Raw genomic sequence first — 23,784 nt, 5'->3', positions numbered from 1 at the left:
GGGAGCAAACGGCTTGCTCCCGCAGGAGCGTCCTTACCAGCGCATCCGCACCCCCAGACTGCCGATCAGCCCGTTCAGATCATTGTCATCCACATCACTGCTGTAGTCGGCGCTCACGTACAGGCTCACGCTCGGCGTGACCTTCGCCACCAGACCCAGACCGAGTTCCACCGTCGAGGACTTGCGGCTGCTGCTGATCTTGTCCACCTGATCGAGCGTCACCGCGTTGCCGGTGTACACCGTGTGCCACAGGTTGGTGCGCACGTAGGGTTCGACCGGCAGACCGCTCAGGTCGTAACTGCCTTTCAGTCGGGCACCGACCCGACCGCTCCAGGACGAAATGTCGGTCGATGAAGCGTTGCCCGAGCCCGCGTAAGGCGTATCGAGAGTGATGCGCTGATTGATCAACTGCGCCTGCGGTTCGACTACCCAGTTTTCGCTCAGGCCGATCGGGAAACCGCCTTCCACGGAGAGGGTCATCGCGCTGCCTTCCGTGGCTAGGCGCGCGCCCTGTTCATTGCGGCTAAAGCCGCTGACCCGGCCACCGCTGGCCGCCAGGTCGACGTGCCAGCCTTCGGCACCGATCAGGCTGTAATAGGCACCGAGGCTCTGGCCCTGCAGATTGAGGGTGTCGGTGGTCGGGTCGGCGAGAGCGCGGTTGGCGATCAGGCCGTTGCTGTTGCCCTGGAGATGATTCAGGCCGCCGATCAGGCCGATGCGCTGAGTCTGGCCGCCACTGCCATGCAAGGTCAGCACGGCCGGCCCTTTGACTTCCCCCGAGCCGGGCACCGCAAACCCGGTGCCAAGGATGTCGCTCTGTGCCAGGCGAGAGGGCTGCCCGTAAAGCCGATCCCAGTCCGAGGGGGCGAGGTCCTCGGTGATCAGATGCGTGCCGCGCAGATCCGGGCGCGGGCTCAGGCGTTGCGGATCGGGCGTGATGACGGTCGCGGGCAGCGTCATGATTGGCACGTCCTGGCGATACCAGGGAGTGGTCTCATCCGCCACAGGAGCCGCCTGCGCCTCCATGGATGAGCAGAGCAAGATAGAACTTGAAACGGTGCAAAAGGTGATTTTGATCTCGTGTGGGGTGAGTGAGGTTTTCATGAAGGTCTACCTTGCTAGCGCATGCGGTATCTCGCCTTGGCGTCTCTCCTACCCCGAATGAGGGGCGACCGAATGGAGCGAGGCGAACCTGGGGCAGCCCGTTTTCACGAGTGTCCTAAGGCTCGCCCCGAGTAGTGATTCCGGGGGTAGTAAGGTAGAGCTAAGAAGACCGCCGACATTGCGTCAAGAAAATGGACGATGAGCGGTATGGCTAAATCAAAGAACGCAAGCGTTTGTTTTTTTGCACATATATAAGTTGTTGTTTGCAGGGGTAAACACGCCTTGAACCGCGAGACAGAGCGTTTGCTTAGCCTGCTATCGGCCTGCCAACTGATGCGAATGCCCCTGTTTCCTGCCAGACCACGCAGCTCATTACTGTCAATATTGCTACTGTAGTCGGCGCCGGCGTAAACACTCACTGCGCGGTCGAACTACAAATGCACCTCGACCGCCAGCGGCAAGTGATCCGACAGATGCGTCCATGGCTTGCTGCCAAGAATCTGCGGGTCATGGCTGCTGGCATTGCGCAGGTAGACCCGATCCAGCCGCAGCAGCGGAAAGCGCGCCGGGTAGGTCTTGGCCGGTCGCCCGTGATGGCGCTCGAACGCTTCGTGCAGGTAGTCGCGACGGGCGAGGGCGAGGTTGCCCTGCATCTGCCAGTCATTGAAGTCGCCGGCGATGATCACCGGTGCATCGTCCGGCAGGGATTCGAGCAACTGACAGAGCAACTGCAGCTGCAATTGCCGGTGGCTTTCCAGCAGGCTCAGATGCACGCAGATGGCGTGCACCTCGGCATGCCCCGGTACGTCCAGTACACAGTGCAGCAGGCCCCGTCGTTCGGGGCCGGTGATCGAGACATCGAGGTTGCGGTATTCGCGGATCGGGTACTTCGACAGCAGCGCATTGCCGTGGTGGCCGTCGGGGTAGACGGCATTGCGCCCGTAAGCGAAGTCGCTCCACATGCTGTCGGCGAGAAATTCGTATTGCGAGGTTTGCGGCCACTCGTTGTAGCGGTTCGAGTGCCGTTCGTGTTCGCCCACCACCTCCTGAAGAAACACCAGATCGGCGCTGGTGCTGCGTACCGCTTCACGCAGCTCCGGGAGGATGAAACGCCGATTGAGTGCGGTGAAACCCTTGTGTGTATTGACCGTCAACACCCGCAGGCGATGAATGGCGGACACGTCGATGGCATGACGCTTGGGATCGCTGGACACGGTCGCTCCTATGAATCATGACTGCCTCTTCTTGCGACTGATCCGGGCGCGGGCAGTTCACCTTGAGTGACTGCCCGCGCCCACTTGTCAGTCAACGAAGACAATTTCATAAGGCAGACGCATGCGCTCCAGAATAGCCTTGGGCAACAGCGGTGCAATGCCGATGGCCGGCTCGCCGTTCAACTGGCTGGCGTAGGCGTGCGTGGCGTGGCTCTTGCGTGCGACGGTCCAGGTGTCGAGGCGCAGCTTGCGGGCGCGGTGCCAAGGGATCTGTGCCTGGTCGCGTTCCGGCCAGTGCCAGGCCCAGACCGGCACATCGTGATACGTGGCACCGACCTGTCGGGCGGCTTTGGCGCTGGCCCGGCCGACCACTTCATGATCGGCGCTGCCGTCCTCGCACCAGGTGCTGAACACCACGTCGCCGGGGCGCAGGTAGCGGGAAATGAATTCCGTCAGCTGGGTTTCCTGATCGAGCAGCGCATTGTCGGTGAAACCGCCGCGCACCCATTTCAGGCTGTGCATCGGCAGACCCAGCCGGCGCAGGGCCTCGACGCTTTCCTGGGGACGGAACACGCTCAGGCGTTTTTCTGACCACTGACGCGAGCCGGGGTGACTGGCACTGCCGTCGGTGATCGAGAGCAATTGCAGGGGATGGCCGAGGGCCGACAACAGTTGCAGCAGGCCGCCGCAGGTCACAACTTCATCGCCGGGATGGGGCGCAATGACCACCGCACGGGCACCGGGCGGCACGAGACTGTGAGTGTTGATGACCGGAATATTGTCGAGTTGCGCGGCGCTGTTCCATATTTGCGCCGGCAGGCCGCTTTCGTTGAGAGATAACGGTTTCATGGGGCAGGACGTCCTTGTTGTGTCTGGCCTTCAGTCGCACACGACCACGCATGTACGACCCCTGAAGACTGGTTGATTACCCGGCAGCGCTCCGAACCCTGGATTGCCGCGATGCAGAGTATTGCTCAAGAAGGGCGGTTCGTCGCGTTACAGATCAATCTGCTCCGCTTTTTTTTATTCAGTCTGTGCCAAGTGTCGCAGATAGTCGCCAAAGCCACCGCGCGCGCGACTGTCCAGACGTGCGCTGGTAATGACCTGCGGGCGATGGCTCCAGGCGATGCTGGCCCCGCATCGCTCCAGTTGCCGGACCAGTTGCACATCCTCGTCACAGGGCAACGGCTCGAAACCTCCGGCGCGGACGTAGGCTTGCGCACTGACACCCAGATTGGCGCCATGGATGTGCCGGTGACCTTCGCAGGCCTGGTAATCACGGTGATAGCGAATCTGCGTCGCTTCATCGAACGATTCATGCCAGCGTTCGACCGTCACCGTGCCGCACACGGCATCCATGCCCAGCCCCAGTTGTGCCACCAGCCAGTCTTCGGCGACACGGCTGTCGGCGTCCGAGCAGGAAATCCAGCGCGCACCGCGTTCAAGCAATTGCTGCGCACCGAGGGCGCGAGCCTGCCCGACATTGCGCGCGTCGATGCTCAGCGCCAGCACCGGGTACTGGCTGACGATGTGCGCCGAACGATCGGTGCAACTGTCGAGCACCACTAGGATTTCCACCGGTTCACCCGCCAGCAAAGGATGGTCACCCGCGCGCAGGGCGGCGCAGAGGCAGTCATCGAGCCAGTCTTCTTCGTTGTGGGCAGGAATCAGGATGCCAATCATCGCAAACCCTCCAGTGCGGCCACCGAGCGGGGCTCGCGACTCCAGACTTCCAGCAGGAAATCCGCTTCCTGATGCAGGACCAGTCGCGGCAGGTGCAACTGTTCGTGAATCAGGTCGTGGACCTGGCGGGCATTGAGCGGGCAACCTTCGATGACCGGGCGCCAGTGGCAGGCCAGCAGTTGCCCGTCTGCGGTCAATGAGTCGTTGATGCGATGGATGAGCTCTGTCAGATCCTGTCGATCCAGGTAGTAACCGATTTCGCTGAATACGATCAGATCGAAACGCTCCTCGGGCCACTCGCCGGGCAGTCGGCAGTGGCGCACCTCGGTGTGGTCGAACAGGCTCAGTCGGGTACGCGCCAGATTGACCGCAGCGGCGGCCGTGTCGCAGCACACCAATCGGTCGCAGCGTTCGGCCAGTGCCGCACTCAGTTCACCGTTGGCGCACCCTGGTTCAAAGATTGCCCGGTAGTGCGGACGGGGCAGGGCCGCCAGGGTCACGAGGCGTTTGCGCTGCTCGTACCAGCGCTGGCGGAATCCCCAGGGGTCGCTGTTGCCCGCGAACAGGCCTTCGAAGTAACGATTCTCGACACTCACAGGAAGACCACCTCGAACGGTTGCAGCAGTCGATCGATGACATAGGGGGCGAGCACCGGTGGCAGGCCCGCGTCGGGATCGCCTTCCAGCTGGCTGGCAAACGCATGCACCGCATGACGCTTGCGCGCGACCTGCGCCGGGTTGAGCAGAATCTTGCGCGCCCGTTCCCAGGGCACGATGGTGTCTTCCGGGGTTGCCCAGTGCCAGGTCCAGACCGGCAGTTCGTGGCAAATCGCACCGACGCGCCGGGCCGCTTCGATGCTGGCGCGGCCGACGGCTTCGTGGTCGCTGTGGCCGTCCTCGCGCCAGGTGGTGAAGATCACGTCGTCGGGTTGCAGGTAGTGGGTCAGGTATTCGCACAGCATCGACTCGCGCGCGGCGACTTGCGTGTCGGGGAAGCCGCCGCGCAACCATTGCAACTGGTGCATGGGCAGGCCGAGGCGGCGCAGGGCTTCTGCGGATTCCTGCGGGCGGACCACACTCAGGCGCTCCACCGGCCAGCGATCCGAGCCGGGATGACTGGCGCTGCCATCCGTGACCGAAATCAGTTGAAGTGTGCGCCCCGCCGCAGCGAGCAGTTGCAGCAGTCCGCCGCTTCCCAGGACCTCGTCGTCAGGGTGTGGGGCAATCACCACTGCCCTCGATCCTGGCGGCACCAGGTCGAGGATGTCGATGCTGTCCAACGCCGTCAGATGACGTGAGCCCTGCCATTCATGCAGCGAGGTTCCCTCGCCGACAATCGGGTTGCGCTTCATAGGGCCCAACCCTCGCGTGGTTGCTGCGCAATCAGTTGGCCCAGTGCCGCCAGATCCCGTTCGGCGTGGCTCTGGCGCAGGTACACCGGCAGGTCGGCCGCCAGGCGGGCAAAGTGCGGATCCTTGCAGAACGGCCCGGCCCCGAGTGCCCGTCCGGTCTCGCGTATGACCTGCTCGGCGGCATCTTCGACCACTGCGCGAACGCGGCGGGCCAGCAGTTCGGCGCAGTTGTGGGGATCGCTGTCGATGTCCAGAGCGCTGACACGCAGCACTTGAGCGGCCGCGTGCAAGGCGCTGTCGACGGCGCCGAGACTGGCCAGCGCGTGAGGCTCTTCACGTCGTGAACACTGTTGGCGCAAGCGCTCGGCGATCTCTTTCGCGGCGCCGTACCAGCACGCGGCGATCCCGATCCCGCCGTGCCAGAAACCCGGACGTTGCAGGTAGTCGCCAGGGTCGCCGATCGCCTGGGCCTCCACATCATCGAACAGCACCTCGACGCTGCCGGTGGTGGCCATGCCGACGGCTTGCCAGCCCTGGTCGGTCACGCTAACCCCCGGTTGATCGAGCGCCACGGCCACCAGTTGCTGGCGGTCCTCTTCATCCCAGGCCGTGAGCAGGGCATGAGTAAGCACCGCCGCCCCGGAGCACCAGGCCTTGCGCCCGTTCAACCGCACCAGTTGCCCCGAACGGCTGACCCGAACCCGCGCCTGCGGTGGTTCGGCCGCCCACATACCCCACGTACTGTCGGGTGTCGGTGTGCCGCCGAGTTGCTCGATGATCGCCAAGGCATCGGTGTGACCTTCGTAGAGTTTGCACAAACCCAGATCATGCCCGCCGACTTCGGACAGTCGCTGCCAGCGCTCCAGCGTGCGACCGCTGCCGGGCAACGGCAGTCGGTCCAGTCCGGCCTCGACCATTTCCCGCAGGCACCGCCCCAGCGCTGCGCTATCCCGGTAGTCCGGCGTGTGACGCGAGAAATAGTCCGAAAGATCCATCTCAGTCTTCCTCGTCGCGTTGCAATTCGAACAACAACAGCGAGCGCCCGGTGACCGAGTACTGATGGCCGAAATCGAAGCGTTCCTGACCCCGGATCGATGGTTGATTGGTGTCGACCATGCAGGTCCAGAAACTGCCTTCAGGCACTTCCGGCAGGGTGAAGTTGACGATGTCGTGGTGGGCGTTGACCACCAGCAGCAACGTCGCGTCGGCGCCCTTGCGGCGGATGCCGGTTTCCTGGGCGCGGCCATCGAGCAGCATGCCCAGGCAACGGTTGTGCGCATCGTGCCAGTGCTCGGTGGTCATTTCCGTGGCGTCCGGTGCCAGCCAGGTCACGTCCTTGACCCCGATGTCTTCGTTGTATTCGCCCACCAGAAAGCGTCCGCGGCGCAGGATCGGGTAGGTCAGCCGCAGCTTGATCAGGCGCTTGACGAACTTCAGCAGCGCCTTGCCGTCCTCGCTCAGGTCCCAGTTGACCCAGCCGATCTCGCTGTCCTGGCAATAGGCGTTGTTATTGCCGTCCTGGGTGCGGGCGAACTCGTCACCGGCAACGATCATCGGCGTGCCTTGGGCCAGCAGCAGAGTGGCAAAGAAGTTGCGCATCTGCCGGTGGCGCAGCGCGTTGATTTCCGGATCGTCGGTGGGCCCTTCGACGCCGTGGTTCCAGGACAGGTTGTTGTTGCTGCCGTCCTGATTGTTTTCGTCGTTGGCCTCGTTGTGCTTGTCGTTGTAGGACACAAGGTCGTTGAGGGTGAAACCGTCGTGAGCGGTGACGAAGTTCACCGACGAGTAAGGGCGTCGGCCACGCTGATTGAACATCTCGCCGGAAGCGGTCATGCGGCTGGCGAAGTCGGCGAGCTGGCCGTCATCGCCTTTCCAGAACGCGCGTACGGTGTCGCGGAATTTGTCGTTCCATTCGACCCAGCCCGGCGGGAAGTTGCCGACCTGATAGCCGCCGGGGCCGCAGTCCCAGGGCTCGGCAATCAGTTTCACCTGACGCAGTACCGGGTCCTGACGGCAGGCGACGAGGAAGCTGTGGCGTTCGTCGAAACCGTCGTGATAGCGCCCGAGGATGGTCGCCAGATCAAAGCGGAAGCCGTCGACGTGCATTTCGCTGGCCCAGTAGCGCAAAGAGTCGGTGACCATTTGCAGCACGCACGGATGGCTCAGGTCCAGAGTGTTGCCGGTGCCGGAATCGTTGATATAGAAGCGCTTGTCGTCCGGCATCAACCGGTAGTACGAGGCGTTGTCGATCCCGCGCATCGACAGGGTCGGGCCTTGTTCGTTGCCTTCGGCGGTGTGGTTGTAGACCACGTCGAGGATCACTTCGAGGTTGGCTTCGTGCAGGTGCGCGACCATCTCCTTGAACTCGGCGATCTTGCCGCTGGCCAGGTAGCGCGGGTCCGGGGCGAAGAAGGCGATGCTGTTGTAACCCCAGTAATTGGTCATGCCTTTGTGCAGCAGGTGCTGGTCGTTGACGAAGGCATGAATCGGCAACAACTCCACGGTCGACACACCCAATTTGCGGATGTGTTCCAGCACGTCGTCGACCATCAGCCCGGCAAACGTGCCGCGCACGTTATCCGGCACGGCGGGGTGACGCATGCTGATGCCGCGCACATGGGTCTCGTAAATGATGGTTTTGTCCCACGGTACGCTGACACGGTGGTCGTTGCCCCAGGTGTGCGCCGGGTCGATGACCTTGCATTTGGGCACGAAGGGCGCGCTGTCACGCTCGTCGAAACTGAGGTCGGCATCCGGGTGCCCGATGGTGTAGCCGAACAGTGCTTCGGACCACTTCAACTGGCCGACCAGTTGCTTGGCGTAAGGGTCGATCAGCAACTTGTTGTGGTTGAAACGGTGACCGTTCGCCGGGTCGTAGGGACCGTAAACCCGGTAGCCATAAATCAGCCCAGGATGGGCGTCGGGCAGATAGCCGTGGAAAATCTCGTCGGTATATTCCGGCAGTTCGATGCGTTCGAGCTCGACTTCGCCGGCATCGTCGAAAATGCACAGTTCGACGCGGGTGGCGTTGGCGGAAAACAGCGCAAAGTTCACCCCCAGCCCATCCCAGGTGGCGCCGAGCGGGAAGGGCAGACCCTCGCGGATTCGCGTGGGTTCGGCGTGTGTGGCGGGCTCGGCTTTCTTTGGACGGGTCATAGGTGCTCCTGCAAATCGGGGGTGGGCATTTTCAAAGGGCGAGTGAGCCCGCTGTGGCGAGCGAACCCGCCACACGGTCATTCATTTCTACGGTTGGAAAAGCCTCAGATGGCCGGGGGCTTGCGCGGTGCGCGGGGCTTTTTCTCGGCGGCTTTTTCGCCCGGGGGAATCACTTTGGCGGCGCTGGCAGGCTTGGCTTTTGCCGTTGTGGCTTTGGGCTTGGCCGCTGTTGCCTTGGGGGTGGAGGCCTTGGGGCTCACTGTTTTGGCAGCGGCCGCCTTCGGCGATTTCTTCGGAGCCAGTGCCTCGGCTTCGGCCAGTTTGCGCGCCATCTCCCAGTGGCGGGCTTCCTGACCCTCGGGCTTACCTTCCGATTCCCAGATCTGATAGGCGAATTCGCGGATGCGTTTATCGTCGGTACTCATCGCAATGCTCCTGAACTGAACTCATGCTTCTAGAAGTGTTGGATAAACAGATTGACCGGGAAGTCCCCCAGCGCAGCGCTGACCTCCAGCTCCCTGTTTTTTGTGACTGCGGTGCTCGAAAAAAGTCCCTTCAGATTTTCGTCGGAGGCGGCGAACGGTAATTCCACCCGTGTATCGCCCCAACGCAGCGCATCGACCTGCGGGACGGCACCGTTTTCCAGCAGGGGCGCGCAACGGATCGGCACGATGACGATGGCCCGTTTCCCCCCGTGCTCGCGGGCAAACGCCAGCACGTTGTGCGCCTGGCTGCCCAGCACCTCCAGGGCCTGGTACGAACCACGGCGGAACAGCTCAGTGTGCTCGGCGCGCAGGTTCAGTACTTGCGCGATCAATGCCTGCTTGATGCGTCCGTCGCGCCAGTTCGACAGCAGTTCCGCTACGGGCGCGGGTCTCACGGATTGCTCACGCAGGCCGTAATCCACCGGCCGGCGGTTGTCCGGATCCACCAGGCTGAAATCCCAGTACTCGTTGCCCTGATACAGATCCGGCACCCCCGGCACCGTCATGTGCAGCAAGGTTTGCGCCAGGCTGTTGAGGGCGCCGGCAGCGGCGATGCTGTTGACGCTCTTGGCCAGTGCCCCGCGCAGCAGTTCACCTTCCGGCGCCAGCAACAGCTGCTCGGTGAAGGATTGCGCGGCGTTTTCGTAGGCCTCGTTCGGCGCACTCCAGCTGCTTTGCAGCTTGGCTTCGCGCAGAGCCTTTTGCTGCCATTGCCAGATGCGTCTGGCGTAGTCAGTGAATCCATCCTGATCGTCGTTGTGCAGCTCCAGCGGCCAACTGCCGAGCAGCGCCTGATACAAGATCAATTCGTCAGCGGACGACGGCATCTGGTCGTCATTGCGCAATGGCCGGGCGAGGGCGCGCCACAGCTCGACCTGCTCGGCGTACCAATGGCTGCGCTCGCTGAGCACAGCCAAGCGCGCCCGAGTGTCTTCGCCGCGTTTGTGGTCGTGGGTAGCGGTGGCCAGCAGGTTGTCGGGGAATATCGCCAGACGTTGCTGGTTTGCCGCATGAAAGTCGCTGACCGGGGCGCTGAACTGTTCAGTGTTGTAGCCCACGTCATTGCGCGACAGCAACACCGCCGAACGATACAGCGCGGTGTCTTCCACGGCTTTGGCGGCAGCAGGCGAGGTCAGTTGCTGAAAGCGCACGCAGGCATGACGCAGAATCTTGCGCGAACGCCCACGGGGTTTGCGCCGCCACGGCTGGCCGCCGAGCCAGCCGGCCACGGAGTCGAGCACCGGCCAGTCGCTTTCGCTCAGTGTCTGCCGCGCACCTTCCATGGCCTGCTGGAAAAACACCTCGTCCTGCGCGGAGCGCCCCATCGCGGTGATGTAGGTGCGATACACCGGGAAGTGCACGATCAACGCCTGCAACACCCGGCGGATCGAACCGAGCGTGAGGTCGCGGGTCATCAGGTCGTCCCGCGCCACTTGCAGGAGCGCCTGGGCAACGCTTTCGCAATCGCTGGCCAGCGAACCGTTGAGAATCTGCTGACGCGCCAGCCGTGCCTCTTCGATAAACGCGGCGGGGCGTTCGGTGCGGCGTTGCCACAAGTCGCCGAGCACGTGCTCGCCGGCCGGGTCGTGTTGCAGCAGCGACAGCTGATTCATGAACTCGTAACCGGTGCTGCCATCTACCGCCCAGTCGGTGCGCAGGGTTTCGCCGTCGCCGAGAATCTTCTCGACGTAGACCGGCAAGTGTCGCCCCGGTGCCAGAAAGTCAAGGCGTCGCCGCAGCTTGCGACAGTAACCCCGTGGATCGGCGAGGCCGTCGATGTGGTCGATGCGCAAACCGTCGATCAGGCCTTCTTCGATCAACTGGAAAATCTTGCCGTGGGTCGCTTCGAACACGGCGGGCCGCTCTACCCGCAGACCGCCGAGTTCGTTGATGTCGAAGAAGCGTCGCCAGTTAATGTCGTCCGCCGCCGTGCGCCAACTGGCCAGGCGATAGCTTTGCCGCTCCAGCAGTTGATGCAGGCGCTGGAAACCGTCTTCGGTCTTCGAGTCGTAGCCCGTCAGATTGCGCTGAATGGTTTGCAGGACGTGCGGGTCGCTGGCCAGTTGCTGCAGTTCGTCCTTGAGCGGTATTGCCAGCGAGCGGGCGTCGGTCTGGTAGCTGAGGCTGCTGAAACGATCGGCCAGCGACTTGAGTGCTTCGTTCGCCGGCTCGTCGGCTTTCAGCAGTTCGCCGTAATCCCCGGGGCAGATCGGGAAGTGATGCTCGTAATGCTCGACGTGGAAGGTGCCGGCCCCGGCGTTGAACACCAGCGGCAGCGTGCCGTCCTGCAATGCAATGCCGTAATCGCTGCCGAGGAAGGGCAGCAACAACTGGCCTTCCATCAACGGGTCCGGCGAGTGCCATTGAATGTCGAAGAACTCGCCGTAGGGACTGAGCCGGCCCCATTCCAGCAGATCGAGCCACCACGGATTGTCACCGCCACCGACCGCCATGTGATTGGAGACGATGTCGAGGATCAGCCCCATGCCGTGTTCACGCAGGGCCGCGACCAGCCGGCGCAAGGCCGGTTCGCCACCGAGTTCCGGGTTGACCCGGGTCGGGTCGACCACGTCGTAGCCGTGCATGGAGCCGGCGCGGGCGGCGAGCAGCGGTGAGGCGTAAACATGGCTGATGCCGAGGCGGGATAAGTACGCCACTAGTGGCACCGCCTCATCGAGGGTGAAGCCCTTGTGAAACTGCAGACGCACCGTGGCGCGCAAGGTCAGGTTTTGCACTGCACTCATTGGTCACGCTCGGCGGCCTGAAGGCGGGCACAGGCGAGCAGTTCCAGACGCCGAGCGGCATCGACGCCATCGAGCAAGGTGTCACTGGTGCCCGGCAGGCGCCGCGACCAATTCGGATGGGTGTCGATGGTGCCGGGCAGGTTGGCCTGCTCGTCCAGGCCCAGCGCGTCTTCCAGCGGCAGCAGCACCAGCGGCGCGCGGGTGTGGCCAAGGAAGCGGACACTGGCGTCGACCACCTGATCGGCTTCGTGGGACTCCTCGCGAAAGTTCTGCGGATCCTGGCTCAGGGCATTGCGCAAACCGTCGCGCTCACGTTCGCGATAGCGGCGCCAGTCGATTTCGCCGTTGGCGTCGATCAGCCCGAGTCGCGCGTTCCAGTCGATGTCCCGGCCATGCCACCAGCCGTTGAGCGTCGGCAGGTCGTGGGTGCTGGTGGTGGCCAAAGCGTTGTCCGGCCAGTCGAGGATCGGCTTGAACCAGGTGTTGTCCTGTTCGAACAACAGCACGCGCATGCCAAGCATGGCTCGGGCGACCAGTTTTTCCCGCAGGCCATCGGGCACGGTGCCGAGGTCTTCGCCCAGCACGATCGCTTGATGGCGGTGGGATTCGAGGGTCAGCAGACGCAGCAGGTCGTCCACCGGGTAATACAGGTACGCGCCGTCCGCCGGCGCTGCGCCGTTGGGAATCACCCACAGCCGTTGCAGGCCCATGACATGGTCGATGCGCAGACCGCCGGCGTGGGCAAAATTGGCGCGCAGCATGTCGATGAACGCCCGAAAACCATTGCGTACCAGACCTTCCGGGGAGAACGCCGAGATGCCCCAGCCCTGACCGGAACGATTGAGAATGTCCGGTGGCGCACCGACCGTCAGCGACGCCAACAGTTCATCCTGAAAACTCCAGGCCTGGCTGCCGGCGCCGTCGGCACCCACCGCGAGGTCAGCGATAAGACCGATGCCCATGCCGGCGCTGCGGGCGGCGTTTTGCGCGCGTTCAAGACAGCGGTGTATCAACCACTGGCAAAACGCGAAGTAACCGATGCGTTCGGCGTATTCCTCGGCAAACGCGCTGAGGGCTGCGCCGCGCGGGTCGTGCCAGTGTTCGGGCCATTCGCGCCAGTCGAGGTTCTCGCCACGGGCGGCACGCATTTCCTGGATGGCTTCGAAGCGGCAGTGATTCTCCAGCGCTTCGCCACCCGCATCGCGGTAGCTGGAGAAATCCGCCTGCAATGGATGTTCGCCACGGATGAAGCCTTCGTACAGCGCTTGCAGGAGTTTTTGCTTGGCGTCGGCGGCGCTGGGCCAGTCGATCAGTTTCAGGTTTTCCAGTTGCTCGAATTGATCGTTGAGGCCGGCCGCGTCGATGGCATCGCGCAGGGCTCGCTCGCCGAGAATCGTCCCCGGCGCGGCATACAAGGAATTGAGGAACAGTCGGCTGGACGGCGAATAAGGGCTGTAGCGCCCGGTGTCGGCACTGAACATCGCGTGCAGTGGACTGATTGCCAAAGCGTCGGCACCGCGTTCGCCGGCGCTGCGGACCAGTTCCTCAAGTGCCTGGGTGTCGCCGAAACCGCCGTCGCCGGGGCGGCGCAGGCTGTAAAGCTGCACGCTCAGGCCCCAGGCGCGGGGGATCGGGTTGTCCACGGCATCGCCCACGCTGTAGCAACGTTCGGGTGCCACGGCGAGGGTGAAATGTTGATCGGCGATATGGATTTGCTGATATCCGACTGGAATTTCACCGGGCAGCACCGCATCGGCATCGAGTTTGAGCGACAGCCGCGTGCCGTCCTCCAGATGAATCTCACAGGGGCTTTCGGGTTCGAAGTAACGCGCCAGGTCCAGGCCCACGCCGACATCGGCGGTCAGCAGCGGCGGCAATTGGCGGTCCTGTTGCACTTGTTGCAGTTCCAGCAGGCTGGCGTCGATTTCCTGGGCCGAGCCGGCCGGGTGACCGAGCCCGGTGAGGACATTGCGCAGCACCGCCGGGGCGACTTTTTGCTGACGGCCATTGGCGTCGATCCAGTCGACCGCAAGGCCGGCTCGGCTGGCGAGAATTTCCAGTTGCGCATCGCTCATAGGCGCTCTCCATCCAGGGGTGGCAAAGGGGTTGCGGCCGTGAGGCTGACGAGCGCGCAATACGGGGGCAGTTGCCCTTCATCCGTCAGGTCGGCAGCGGGCGGCTGGCGCAGCAGCCACACCGATTCGGCCTGTGGTGGGTTGACCACCGGGCTATCGCCGAGGTTCAGGTCGATTCGCAGCTCGCTGCCATTGCCCAGACGCCAGCGCGCGCTGACAGCGCCAGGCCCCAGCACTTGAGCGCCGAGCGCCTGTGTACCGGGCAAGTGCGGAATGATGTGTTGGTGGCGCAGTTGCAACAGGTGCCGATACAGCGCCAGGGTGGCCTGCTGTTTTGGCGTGCCGCTGCCGATCAGCCGGGGTTGCGAGGCGTGGAATGTCTGCTCGGCGTTGGGATCGGGAATCTGCTCGCGACGCTGTGGATCGGCAAACGCACTGAACGCGGCGAACTCATTGCGTCGACCTTCGCGCACCAATTTGGCGAGTTCGCCGTGGTGGCTGGTGAAAAACAGAAAGGGTTGCTCGGCGGCAAACTCGTCACCCATGAACATCAACGGAATCATCGGAGACAACAGCAACAACACGGTGGCGGCCTGCAGGGCGCGAGGATCGGCCAGTTGATGCAGGCGTTCACCGAAGGCGCGGTTGCCGATCTGGTCGTGGTTCTGCAGGAACAGCACGAACGCAGTGGATGGCAGATGTTCGCTTGGCTCGCCACGGGGCGTGCCGTGGCGGGTCAGGTGACCCTGAAATACAAAACCCTGACTCAGACAGCGAGCCAGTTGTTCGGTGGGATGTTCGGCGTAGTCGGCGTAATACGCGTCGGTTTCGCCGGTCAGCAGTACGTGCAGGGCATTGTGGCCGTCGTCGTTCCACTGGGCATCGTAGGCGTCTTCCAGCAGGCTGGCCTGATTGTGTTCGTTCTCCACGGTCAGCCAGACATGCCGGGACGGGTCGATTTGCTGGCGGATGCGCTGCGCCAGTTCTTGCAGGAAATCCGGATCTTCGATGGCATGCACCGCGTCCAGACGCAGGCCGTCGAAACGGTACTCCAGCAGCCACATCAGCGCATTTTCGACGAAGAAGTCCCGCACTTCGCGACGCCGGAAATCAATGGCCGCGCCCCAGGGCGTGTGTTTGTCGTCGCGGAAGAAACCCTTGGCGTATCGGTGCAGATAGTTGCCGTCGGGGCCGAAGTGGTTGTAGACCACGTCGAGAATCACCGCCAGGCCATAACCGTGAGCACTGTCGATCAGGTGTTTGAGCTGTTCCGGCGTGCCATAGGAAGCCTGCGGCGCAAAGTGCAGCACGCCGTCGTAGCCCCAGTTGCGAGCGCCGGGAAACTGCGCGATCGGCATCAGTTCGATCGCGGTAACGCCCAGCCCGGCCAGTCGCGCCAGATGCTGCTCGACCTCGGCAAAACCGCCGAGGGCGCCGACGTGCAGTTCGTAGATCACCGCTTCGTTCCATGGCCGGCCTTGCCATGTACTGTGTCGCCAGTGATAAGCGTGCGGATCGACCACCACGCTGTGCTGGTCGAGGTCGCCGTCCTGCGCCCTGGAAGCCGGGTCGGGCACCTCCAGTTCGCCGTCGATGTTATAGCGGTAGCGACGGCCGGCGGGGCAGTGACTTTTGATCACGAACCAGCCATCGCCCTGCGGCAGCATCGGCAGGGACTGGCCATTGTCCAGCTCGACGCTGACGTAAAACGCATCCGGCGCCCACAACGCGAATTGCGTGTGGTCGGCATCCAGCATGATCGCGCCGTGGGGCCAGGTTTCAGGGGACCGTGACGGCATCGTTGACAACCTCCCTGGTTATTTGTGGTGCGTTTTACCCAGCGCCTTGGCCACCAGCTGTTCGTAGAGTTCGGCGTAGGGTTCGACGGCCTGGCACCAGTTGAACGGTGCCGCCATCGCCCGGCAACGCATGGCGTGCAGCAGATCCGGAAAGGCAAACACCTTGAACGCGCGGCTCAGGGCTTCGCGGTAGCTGTCGGCCGTGGACTCGTTGAACAGGAACCCGGTGACGCCGTTTTCAATGGTGTCGGCCAGCCCGCCGGTGTTGCGTGCTACCGGCAGCGAGCCGAAACGCTGGGCGTACATCTGGCTCAAACCGCAAGGTTCGTAACGCGAAGGCATCAGCAGGAAATCGCTGCCGGCGAACATCCGCCGGGCATCGGTTTCATTGAAGCCGATGCGCACGCCGATCTGGCCGGGGAAGCGCAGGGCCAGTTCGCGCATGGCCTGTTCTTCTTCGGGTTCGCCGCGACCGATGATGGCGATCTGGCCACCGTTCTGCACGATGTACTCGGAGACCGCTTCGGTCAGGTCCAGGCCTTTTTGATAGACCAGTCGCGACACCACGGCAAACAGCGGACCTTCGGAGTCTTTCAGGCCAAACAGCTCGCGCACATGAGCGGCGTTGATCGCTTTGCCTTCCCAGTCACCGATGGCAAACGGCGCGAACAGGTGCGGATCGGTGGCGGCATCCCAGCTCTCGTCGATGCCGTTGGGAATGCCGCTGAGCAAGCCTTGCTGGGTCTTGGCGGCGAGAAAGCCGTCGAGACCGCAGCCGAAATCAGGGGTGGTGATTTCCTGCGCGTAGGTGGCGCTGACCGTGGTGATGTGGCTCGAATAGGCCATGCCGGCCTTGAGGAACGACATCTTGCCGTAGAACTCCATGCCTTCCTGTTGCAGGGCATGGGCGGGAATCCCGAGTTCCGGGCACGAACCGAGACTGGTCACGCCTTGATAGGCGAGGTTGTGAATGGTGAACAGGGTCGGCGTGCGTTGCCCGCGCCAGTGCATGTAGGCAGGTGCCAGCCCGGCCGGCCAGTCGTGGGCGTGCACCAGATCCGGGCACCAGTGGATTTGTGCGAGGTTGGCGGCGATATCGGCGGCGGCCAGGCCCAGGCGGGCGAAACGAATGTGGTTGTCCGGCCAGTCGCGACCGTTGTTGGCGCCGTAAGGGCCACCGTCGCGGGCGTAGAGTTCAGGGCAGATCAACACATAAATGACCAGACCGTCAGGCATGTCCATGCGCCCGATCTTGCAGGGAGGCAGCGCGGCGTGGCCGCCCAGTTCACCGATGATATGGATCGGATTTTCGCTGTTCATCACTTGCGGGTAACCGGGGATCAGCACTCGGACATCATGCAGATGCGCCATCGCGCGGGGCAGGGCGGCAGAAACGTCACCAAGACCGCCGGTCTTCACCAGATCGGCGATTTCCGAGGTCACGAACAACACTTTCTTCTTGTTGGGATTCTGACTGGCTACCGGTGCCAGGTTTTTTGTACCCGGGACGTTGATCGACCGGCTGCCGGGAACGCTCATGGTGCTCGATTCGCCGACCGGCTGGTGAGCACGCTCTCCCTGAATATCCAATGCCGCACTGATCATATGAATCTCCCGTTTTGTTGATCTGATTCTTGTCTTGAACAAGCGATGTCCATGGCCAAATCCTGTGGCCGGGCGCAAACGCGCCACGCATCGGTGAGCAAACGCTACCCAACACGCGCAAGCAGAATGGGTGAAGAGGCCGTTGCAAGGAATGAACCAGTCGCTTTGGCCCTGTCTTTCAGATGACCCGTCGCGATCAGCAAAAGTTTCGACAAAATTTCCGCGTTGTGACCGGTCGGTTTCGCCTCGCGAAAACCAGTCTAGGCCAGATCCTAGAGCGGGCCAGGGCAATCGGACGAATTGTTCGACAATGTGTTGCAGGGCCACGGAAACTGCGGCTTTGAGCGGGGCATCGCACCGACGAAGTGCATGTTTGAAGGGGCGGACGGTGCAAAACGGTGACCGCTCGGTCACGTTTTCGGGCGCAAGGAACGTGCGGATGCACTGTTGCGGTGCGGACAGTTGTGTTGGCAGGCGGTCATCGGGTGCTGCTTCACGGGCATGGGCTGCCCGCGAAGCAGGCGTGGATCAATTCAGCAGACGGATCGGTTCTCCCGCCGACCAGGCCTGAATGTCCTCGATCATCTGCGAAAAGAATTGTTCATAGTTCTGTCGGCTGACATACCCGACATGAGGCGTGGCCAGCACATTGTCCAGCGTGCGAAACGGGTGCAGCGCCGGCAGCGGTTCTTCATCAAACACATCCAGAGCCGCACCACCGATGCGCTGTTTCTGCAAGGCCTTGATCAGCGCGGTTTCGTCGACTATCGGCCCGCGTGCTGTGTTGACCAGCAGGGCAGTGGGCTTCATCCAGTCCAGTGCCTGGGCATCGACCAGACCCCGGCTGCGGTCACTGAGCACCAGGTGCACCGACAGCACGTCAGCCTGTTCGAACAATTGCTGCTTGCTGGCATAGGTGACGCCGGCCTGTTCAGCGCGCTCGGCGGTGAGGTTTTCACTCCATGCAATGACGCGCATGCCGAACACCTGCCCGAATTGCGCCACCCGTTGGCCGATACTGCCGAGCCCGAGAATGCCAAGAGTCTTGCCGTGCAGGTCGCCACCCAGCCCCCGCTGCCATTGACCGGCACGCAGGGCGTTGGCTTCGTTCACCAGATTGCGGGTGGCGGCCATGATCAGCGCCCAGGTCAGTTCCGGTGCGGCGTGTTTGTAGCTGTCAGTGCCGCAGACCTTGATCCCGAGGCGGGCGGCGGCCGACATGTCCAGCGCTGCGTTGCGCATCCCGCCGGTGACCAGCAATTTGAGGTTCGGCAAACGCGTGAGCAAGTCTTCATCGAAGCGCGTACGTTCGCGCATCACGCAAATCACCTCGAACCGGCCCAGTCGTTTGGCCAGTGTGGCGTTGTCCGCCGGGTACTCATGGACAAAGGTCACTTCGCCGAGACTGTCCAGCACCGACCAGTCGACCACGTCCCGCGCCACGTCCTGCCAGTCATCGATCACTGCAATCTGCACCGCCATCAGCCTTGACTCCTCAACGAACGGGATTGGTTTTGTTCAGCCAGCCGAGCAGCGCCTTGTGGAACTGCGCCGGTTCTTCCATCTGCGGCGCATGGCCCAGGCCGGGGAATTCCACCAGCGTGGACTGCGGAATCAGCTTGGCGACCTGCTTGCCCAGCACCTCGTAGTGACCGATTTTCGCTTTCACCTCGGGCGGTGCAATGTCCTTGCCGATAGCCGTGGTGTCGGACGTGCCGATCAGCAACAAGGTCGGCATCTTCAGGTCCTTGAACTCGTAGTACACCGGCTGGGTGAAGATCATGTCGTAGATCAGCGCCGAGTTCCATGCGACCTGAGTCTTGCCCGGGCCATTGCTCAGGCCGGCGAGCATGTCCACCCAGCGGTCGAATTCGGGTTTCCAGCGACCGTCGTAATAAGTGCTGCGCTCATAGTCGCGGATACCCTGGGCGGTGACTTTCAGTTCGCGCTGATACCACTGATCCACGCTGCGATACGGCACACCGAGGGCTTTCCAGTCTTCCAGACCAATCGGGTTGACCAGTGCCAGTTGCTCGACCTGATCCGGGTATTGCAGGGCGTAGCGGGTGGCCAGCATGCCGCCGGTGGAGTGGCCGAGCAGGGTGGCTTTCTGGATGCCCAGCGTCTTGAGCAATTGCTGGGTGTTGGCGGCCAGTTGCTGGAACGTGTACTGGTAGTGTTCGGGTTTGCTGGAAGTACAGAAACCGATCTGATCCGGGGCAACCACCCGGTAACCGGCCTCGCTCAGGGCCTGGATCGAACTGTCCCAGGTCGCGCCGCAAAAATTCTTGCCGTGCATCAGCACCACGGTGCGCCCGTTGGCCTTGCCGTGGGCGGCGACGTCCATGTAACCCATCTGCAGAGACTGGCCCTGAGACTGAAAGGCAAAGTGCTTGAGGGTGTAGGGATATTCGAAACCCTGCAGTTCCGGGCCATATTGCGGGCCTTCGGCGTGAGCCAGCAGGGGCAGGGCAGCGGTCAGCAGCAGGCCGGGCAGCCAGCGGGTCAGCGACACAGACATGGGACAACTCCACAGGAAATCGGCCGATGCTGGAACGGCCGGATTAGGGCGACGTTAAACACAGGCAATGCCCGCGCCCGATCGTTCAACCGAGCCAGCCGAGGGTGAGCATGGCCAGCACGCCGTAACGCGCGCCTTTGGCGAAAGTGACGATCAGCAGAAAACGCCCGAGCGGTTCACGCATGACCCCGGCGATCAGCGTCAGGGGATCGCCGATGACCGGCAACCAGCTGAGCAAAAGCGACCAGTGCCCATAACGCTGATAGTGCACACGGGCGCGGGCCATGTGCTTCGGGCTGACCGGAAACCAGCGTCGATCCTGAAACCGTTCCAGTCCACGTCCCAGCCACCAGTTCACCAGCGAGCCAAGGACGTTGCCCAGCGTCGCCACCGCCAGCAGCCCCCACAGCCAATAACGATCGCTGACCAGCAACCCGACCAGCACGGCTTCCGATTGCAGCGGCAACAGCGTCGCCGCGCCAAACGCGGCAAGGAACAGCCCGAGATAACCCGCCGTCATCAATGGGCCGGGTAATCCGCCACCACTACATCGGAACCGTCCTTCTTGAGGCCAATCACCTGATAGGCATCGCTCATGCCGTCCATTTCCATCCCCGGCGAGCCCATCGGCATGCCCGGCGCGGCAACGCCGAGCAGATCGTCACGCTTGCTCAGGGCCAGCACCTGTTCTGCGGGAACGTGGCCTTCGACGAATTTGCCGTTGATGATTGCCGTGTGGCAGGACGCGAGACGTGGGGGCACACCGTGTTGTTGCTTGAAGCTGCTCATCTCCGCTTCGACATGATCCTCGACCTTGAAGCCGTTGGCTTCCAGATGGCTGATCCACTTTTTGCAGCAGCCGCAGTTGGCGTCGCGATGGACTTCGATCGGAATGAGGTCGGCGGCTTGCGCCAGGGAGGAAAGGAGCAGGGCGCTCAGGGCGGCCAGACGCAGAGGGTTTTTCATGCAGGGTTCTCGACTCGGGTGACGGTCAAAAAGAACGCATTTTGACCGGTTTTTCCTGCCCGGCATCAACGGAGTGTTTCCAGTTGATACAAGGCAGGCCGTCAGCATGATCGTAGATCAAAGCTGACAGCCGCCTGAGTGCAAGGTGACAAATCCGTCAGCTGACCTTGAACCGCCCCATGATCGCACTCACCCGGCTGTTGGCTTCCAGCAACTGGCGGGTGTTGGTTTCACTGGCCTGGCCGCTTTGTACGAGTTCATCCACCATGTGGCGGATCTGCACCATGCTGCGGTTGATCTCTTCGGTGACGGCGCTCTGCTGTTCAGCGGCGGTGGCGATCTGGGCGCTGAGGCTGTTGATGTGGCTGACGGAGCCGGCCATGTCATCGAGTCCGGTGGTGACCCGCGCAGTAGCGTCGGCGGCAGACTGGCAGCTGGCCTGGGTGTTTTCCATGGCGCTGACCGACGAGCTCACGCCTTGGGTCAGGCGGGTCAACATTTCGTTGATTTCCGAGGTGCTGGCCTGGGTGCGAGCGGCGAGGGCGCGCACCTCGTCGGCTACCACGGCAAAACCGCGGCCCTGTTCACCGGCCCGGGCGGCTTCGATGGCGGCGTTCAGTGCCAGCAGGTTGGTCTGGCCGGCGATGGCGCCGATCACACCGAGGATTTCGGTGATGCGCTGGGCGTCCTGCTGCATGTTCTCGACTTTGTGGGTAGCACTGGCCACTTCATCGATCAACGCCACGACGCTGCTGGTCGCTTCACCCACTACCACCCGCGAACGGTCGGCATTTTCGTTGGCTCGCTGGGTAAACGCAGCGGTTTCGGCAGCGTTTTGCGCGACGCTTTCGGCGGTCGAACTCATCTCGTTGATGGCGGTGACGGTCTGGTCGGTTTCCGAGGCATGGCGCAGCAGGATCTGACTGGTGTGCGCCGATGTACGTTGCAGGTTGTCGAGGCTCGAAGCCATCGCGCCGGTGGCCTGGGTGACTTCGCCGATCATGTTCTGCAGGTAGGCGATGAAGGTGTTGACCGAGTGACCGATCGCGCCGAGCTCGTCTTCGGCACGGATGGTGATGCGGCGGGTCAGGTCGGCATCGCCGCTGGACAGCGAATCGATGTTGGCCTTGAGCGCTTTCATGCGCGCAACCAGTTGGCGAATCGCGTAGATCTGCAACAGCACCAGCAGGATCACCAGCGGAATCTGCAACAGGCTGAGGCTGCTGAGTACGTCATCACGTTGCGCGGTGAGCATTTTGGTCGGCAGTGCAGTGGCGAGGAACCAAGGCGTGCCTTCGATCGGGCGCATGAAGAAGGTGCTGGCTACACCGTTGTTGTCGAATTCGACACGCTGGGCCTGATCACGTTGTTGCAGGCCAGCCTTGACCTGGCTGGCGAATGGCGAACCGGCGGCCAGTTCGCTGATGTTTTTCAGCACGATCGGGCCGTTGATGCGCGAGCTGTTGCTGATGATCTTGCCGTCGGCCTCGACGATCAGCATTTCGGCGTTGAGGTCTTTTTCCTTGCGCGCCACCAGGTCGTTGAAAAAGCCCAGGGTCACGTCAATGGTCGATACGCCCCAGGTCGTGCCGTTTTTCTGGATAGCCATGGCGCAGTTGGTGCGCGGCTCGGCACTGGCATCATCTTTATAGGCTGCGGCCCAGGCGCATTGGCCACGCGGGGTCTGCAGGCCGCCCTTGTACCAGCTCTGGTCGTAGTAGTTGGGGGCTGCGTCGCTGTTCCAGAAAGTATTCACGGCGAGCTTGCCGGAGCTGTCGCGGTGCCAGAACGTGCTGAACTTGTTGCGACCCGCCTCGCGCTGGCCCGGCAGTGGCCAGATACCGCCGCCAAATACTTTCAACTCGCCGTACTGATCCACCAGCCCCGGCAGCACCGTATCGATGGCGGCGCTGTCGAGCAGCGGGATGGTCTGGGTGATGCTGCGCTGCTGCGACTGAACCTTGTTCAGTTCGCCCTGGATCTGCTCGGCGACCTCGGCAATGCGGTTGAGTACCACCTGCTCTTCGGTATGGCGCAGTTTCGGCGCGACCAGTTGACTGATGCCCACCACGGTCAGGACCGACAGCAACAGGATGAACAGAACCAGAAACAACGTATAGCGAGCCTGAATGGTACGGAATGCGGGCATGGAGACCGGTCCTTCGTTTCTTGTTAGGGGCGAGGAGCAAAACAGTAGGGGTATCCCTTACATATCGTCGCTGCGGGAGGAAGCTTTAGGTACTCACGTGCTAAAAGCTCTTGACACGTTGACCGGCAAGTAACAATTCCGACACACACACACAAACTAACCAGCCCGTTCGTTAGAGTAAAAACCCGAGTTTCGTCGGACTGGCCAGATGGCTTTGGATCAATGTCTTCGGGGGTTGCAGTGCTTTGTATCGAGAATGTACGAAATTTGTAAAAAAGTGAAAAACAGATTGGTGCCTTCAGTTTGCCGGCCGATACTCCGGACAACTCAAGACGTTCCACAAGGATATTTTCATGTTCTTTTCGCAAGGAGCACGCTCATGACCGTTGGTTATACCGGCGCGTGGCAGCCCAAGGCAGGTTTGCTGGTTCGAGATGCAGGAAGCTCGGGCAAACCGGTTTCTCAAAGCGTGAAGGTCAAGCAGATGCTGGCCCTGGTCGGCAACGACCCCACCGTTCTCAATACGGCGGAAATGGACAAACAGCGTTTGCACAAGAACATCAAGGGATTCGATCCGGAAAACGTCTCTCCCAAGCAATTGGGCAAACTGACTGACTTCCTGCGCAGTCGGGGCCTTATATCCGAAGTGACCTCGATGACGCTGCTCAATGCCGGTGACAGGTTCGATCGCTTCGGCATTCAGAAAGACCCGGATGCCAAGTTCAATGCGTTGGAATATTTCGCCACGCAACTGGACACCATCAACAACAACAGCCTCAAGGGCAACAAGTACGCCAATACATTGATCCCGGAGTACAAGAAAGCCATTTATGTGCTGCAGAGCCTGAAAACCTACGGACAGGGCGGTGAACGCGCGCCTCCGACCGACAAAGGTGTCAGCGCCAAGGCATGATCCTGCAACGACAAGCCCC

General features: G+C 62.3%; 19 protein-coding genes. 1 reads left to right on the top strand and 18 read right to left on the bottom strand.

Annotated elements, in window-relative coordinates; all coding sequences use genetic code 11:
• Positions 1 to 33: 33 nt before the first annotated feature.
• The 18 genes from ACKLNA_RS06230 to ACKLNA_RS06145 all read right to left on the bottom strand — a co-directional run bounded on the left by ACKLNA_RS06230 (position 34) and on the right by ACKLNA_RS06145 (position 22,852).
• Positions 34 to 1,104 (bottom strand): autotransporter domain-containing protein, encoded by a 1,071-nt coding sequence (locus ACKLNA_RS06230; protein ID WP_408985258.1) that lies wholly within the window; start codon positions 1,102 to 1,104, stop codon positions 34 to 36.
• A gap of 431 nt (positions 1,105 to 1,535) precedes the next feature.
• A complete protein-coding gene (locus tag ACKLNA_RS06225; protein ID WP_248741462.1) occupies positions 1,536 to 2,318 on the bottom strand; it encodes an endonuclease/exonuclease/phosphatase family protein in 783 nt (260 codons plus the stop codon).
• A gap of 87 nt (positions 2,319 to 2,405) precedes the next feature.
• On the bottom strand, positions 2,406 to 3,167 hold the full coding sequence (locus ACKLNA_RS06220) for a PIG-L deacetylase family protein (RefSeq protein ID WP_408985257.1): 762 nt from the start codon (positions 3,165 to 3,167) through the stop codon (positions 2,406 to 2,408).
• 174 nt (positions 3,168 to 3,341) lie between these two features.
• Complete coding sequence (locus ACKLNA_RS06215; protein ID WP_408985256.1) at positions 3,342 to 4,001, bottom strand: glycosyltransferase; 660 nt, start codon at positions 3,999 to 4,001, stop codon at positions 3,342 to 3,344.
• On the bottom strand, positions 3,998 to 4,597 hold the full coding sequence (locus ACKLNA_RS06210; RefSeq protein ID WP_408985255.1) for an SAM-dependent methyltransferase: 600 nt from the start codon (positions 4,595 to 4,597) through the stop codon (positions 3,998 to 4,000). Before ACKLNA_RS06210 ends, ACKLNA_RS06215 begins: the two co-directional genes overlap by 4 nt.
• The gene (locus ACKLNA_RS06205) at positions 4,594 to 5,352 is read right to left on the bottom strand and encodes a PIG-L deacetylase family protein (RefSeq protein WP_408985254.1); all 759 of its coding nucleotides are present in this window, start codon (positions 5,350 to 5,352) and stop codon (positions 4,594 to 4,596) included. Before ACKLNA_RS06205 ends, ACKLNA_RS06210 begins: the two co-directional genes overlap by 4 nt.
• Positions 5,349 to 6,347 (bottom strand): acyl-CoA dehydrogenase family protein, encoded by a 999-nt coding sequence (locus ACKLNA_RS06200; protein WP_408985253.1) that lies wholly within the window; start codon positions 6,345 to 6,347, stop codon positions 5,349 to 5,351. Before ACKLNA_RS06200 ends, ACKLNA_RS06205 begins: the two co-directional genes overlap by 4 nt.
• Before the next feature lies 1 nt (position 6,348).
• Positions 6,349 to 8,508, bottom strand: coding sequence for a glycogen debranching protein GlgX (gene glgX / locus ACKLNA_RS06195; RefSeq protein WP_408985252.1), 2,160 nt, complete (start codon positions 8,506 to 8,508; stop codon positions 6,349 to 6,351).
• A 104-nt stretch (positions 8,509 to 8,612) separates the two neighbouring features.
• A complete protein-coding gene (locus ACKLNA_RS06190) occupies positions 8,613 to 8,933 on the bottom strand; it encodes a DUF2934 domain-containing protein (RefSeq protein WP_408985251.1) in 321 nt (106 codons plus the stop codon).
• A 29-nt stretch (positions 8,934 to 8,962) separates the two neighbouring features.
• Positions 8,963 to 11,737 carry a malto-oligosyltrehalose synthase gene (locus ACKLNA_RS06185; RefSeq protein ID WP_408985250.1) on the bottom strand — a complete coding sequence of 925 codons (2,775 nt, stop codon included), beginning with the start codon at positions 11,735 to 11,737 and terminating at the stop codon, positions 8,963 to 8,965.
• Positions 11,734 to 13,812: a 4-alpha-glucanotransferase gene (malQ, locus tag ACKLNA_RS06180; protein ID WP_408985249.1), complete on the bottom strand. Its 2,079-nt coding sequence runs from the start codon at positions 13,810 to 13,812 to the stop codon at positions 11,734 to 11,736. Before malQ ends, ACKLNA_RS06185 begins: the two co-directional genes overlap by 4 nt.
• Positions 13,809 to 15,611 carry a malto-oligosyltrehalose trehalohydrolase gene (gene treZ / locus ACKLNA_RS06175; RefSeq protein WP_408985248.1) on the bottom strand — a complete coding sequence of 601 codons (1,803 nt, stop codon included), beginning with the start codon at positions 15,609 to 15,611 and terminating at the stop codon, positions 13,809 to 13,811. The genes malQ and treZ overlap by 4 nt, the downstream gene beginning before the upstream one ends.
• Before the next feature lie 18 nt (positions 15,612 to 15,629).
• Complete coding sequence (gene glgA, locus ACKLNA_RS06170) at positions 15,630 to 17,216, bottom strand: glycogen synthase GlgA (RefSeq protein ID WP_408985247.1); 1,587 nt, start codon at positions 17,214 to 17,216, stop codon at positions 15,630 to 15,632.
• Positions 17,217 to 17,744: 528 nt separating this feature from the next.
• A complete protein-coding gene (locus ACKLNA_RS06165; protein ID WP_408985246.1) occupies positions 17,745 to 18,698 on the bottom strand; it encodes a D-2-hydroxyacid dehydrogenase family protein in 954 nt (317 codons plus the stop codon).
• 13 nt (positions 18,699 to 18,711) lie between these two features.
• A complete protein-coding gene (locus tag ACKLNA_RS06160) occupies positions 18,712 to 19,737 on the bottom strand; it encodes an alpha/beta fold hydrolase (RefSeq protein WP_408985245.1) in 1,026 nt (341 codons plus the stop codon).
• Positions 19,738 to 19,822: 85 nt separating this feature from the next.
• The gene (locus ACKLNA_RS06155) at positions 19,823 to 20,257 is read right to left on the bottom strand and encodes a YqaA family protein (protein ID WP_408985244.1); all 435 of its coding nucleotides are present in this window, start codon (positions 20,255 to 20,257) and stop codon (positions 19,823 to 19,825) included.
• Positions 20,257 to 20,703 (bottom strand): DUF411 domain-containing protein, encoded by a 447-nt coding sequence (locus tag ACKLNA_RS06150; protein ID WP_408985243.1) that lies wholly within the window; start codon positions 20,701 to 20,703, stop codon positions 20,257 to 20,259. The genes ACKLNA_RS06155 and ACKLNA_RS06150 overlap by 1 nt, the downstream gene beginning before the upstream one ends.
• Positions 20,704 to 20,860: 157 nt before the next feature.
• Positions 20,861 to 22,852, bottom strand: a complete 1,992-nt coding sequence (locus ACKLNA_RS06145) for a methyl-accepting chemotaxis protein (protein ID WP_408985242.1) — start codon at positions 22,850 to 22,852, stop codon at positions 20,861 to 20,863.
• Between the two features lie 379 nt (positions 22,853 to 23,231).
• Here ACKLNA_RS06145 and ACKLNA_RS06140 point away from each other — a divergent pair, with 379 nt between their 5' ends.
• Positions 23,232 to 23,765 (top strand): hypothetical protein, encoded by a 534-nt coding sequence (locus ACKLNA_RS06140; RefSeq protein WP_408985241.1) that lies wholly within the window; start codon positions 23,232 to 23,234, stop codon positions 23,763 to 23,765.
• Positions 23,766 to 23,784: the final 19 nt, after the last annotated feature.

The sequence above is a fragment of the Pseudomonas sp. UV AK001 genome (genome assembly GCF_046097675.1).
In the GTDB taxonomy this organism is placed as follows: Bacteria; Pseudomonadota; Gammaproteobacteria; order Pseudomonadales; family Pseudomonadaceae; genus Aquipseudomonas; species Aquipseudomonas kribbensis.
This window is presented reverse-complemented; position numbering and strand designations above follow the sequence as displayed.

What these genes read in the sequence shown, in the direction of transcription:
- ACKLNA_RS06230 (WP_408985258.1), bottom strand. Translation starts at nt 1,104, where the DNA reads ATGAAAACCTCACTCACCCCACACGAGATCAAAATCACCTTTTGCACC.
- ACKLNA_RS06220 (WP_408985257.1), bottom strand. Translation starts at nt 3,167, where the DNA reads ATGAAACCGTTATCTCTCAACGAAAGCGGCCTGCCGGCGCAAATATGG.
- ACKLNA_RS06215 (WP_408985256.1), bottom strand. Translation starts at nt 4,001, where the DNA reads ATGATTGGCATCCTGATTCCTGCCCACAACGAAGAAGACTGGCTCGAT.
- ACKLNA_RS06205 (WP_408985254.1), bottom strand. Translation starts at nt 5,352, where the DNA reads ATGAAGCGCAACCCGATTGTCGGCGAGGGAACCTCGCTGCATGAATGG.
- ACKLNA_RS06200 (WP_408985253.1), bottom strand. Translation starts at nt 6,347, where the DNA reads ATGGATCTTTCGGACTATTTCTCGCGTCACACGCCGGACTACCGGGAT.
- glgX (WP_408985252.1), bottom strand. Translation starts at nt 8,508, where the DNA reads ATGACCCGTCCAAAGAAAGCCGAGCCCGCCACACACGCCGAACCCACG.
- ACKLNA_RS06190 (WP_408985251.1), bottom strand. Translation starts at nt 8,933, where the DNA reads ATGAGTACCGACGATAAACGCATCCGCGAATTCGCCTATCAGATCTGG.
- ACKLNA_RS06185 (WP_408985250.1), bottom strand. Translation starts at nt 11,737, where the DNA reads ATGAGTGCAGTGCAAAACCTGACCTTGCGCGCCACGGTGCGTCTGCAG.
- malQ (WP_408985249.1), bottom strand. Translation starts at nt 13,812, where the DNA reads ATGAGCGATGCGCAACTGGAAATTCTCGCCAGCCGAGCCGGCCTTGCG.
- treZ (WP_408985248.1), bottom strand. Translation starts at nt 15,611, where the DNA reads ATGCCGTCACGGTCCCCTGAAACCTGGCCCCACGGCGCGATCATGCTG.
- glgA (WP_408985247.1), bottom strand. Translation starts at nt 17,216, where the DNA reads ATGATCAGTGCGGCATTGGATATTCAGGGAGAGCGTGCTCACCAGCCG.
- ACKLNA_RS06165 (WP_408985246.1), bottom strand. Translation starts at nt 18,698, where the DNA reads ATGGCGGTGCAGATTGCAGTGATCGATGACTGGCAGGACGTGGCGCGG.
- ACKLNA_RS06160 (WP_408985245.1), bottom strand. Translation starts at nt 19,737, where the DNA reads ATGTCTGTGTCGCTGACCCGCTGGCTGCCCGGCCTGCTGCTGACCGCT.
- ACKLNA_RS06155 (WP_408985244.1), bottom strand. Translation starts at nt 20,257, where the DNA reads ATGACGGCGGGTTATCTCGGGCTGTTCCTTGCCGCGTTTGGCGCGGCG.
- ACKLNA_RS06150 (WP_408985243.1), bottom strand. Translation starts at nt 20,703, where the DNA reads ATGAAAAACCCTCTGCGTCTGGCCGCCCTGAGCGCCCTGCTCCTTTCC.
- ACKLNA_RS06145 (WP_408985242.1), bottom strand. Translation starts at nt 22,852, where the DNA reads ATGCCCGCATTCCGTACCATTCAGGCTCGCTATACGTTGTTTCTGGTT.
- ACKLNA_RS06140 (WP_408985241.1), top strand. Translation starts at nt 23,232, where the DNA reads ATGACCGTTGGTTATACCGGCGCGTGGCAGCCCAAGGCAGGTTTGCTG.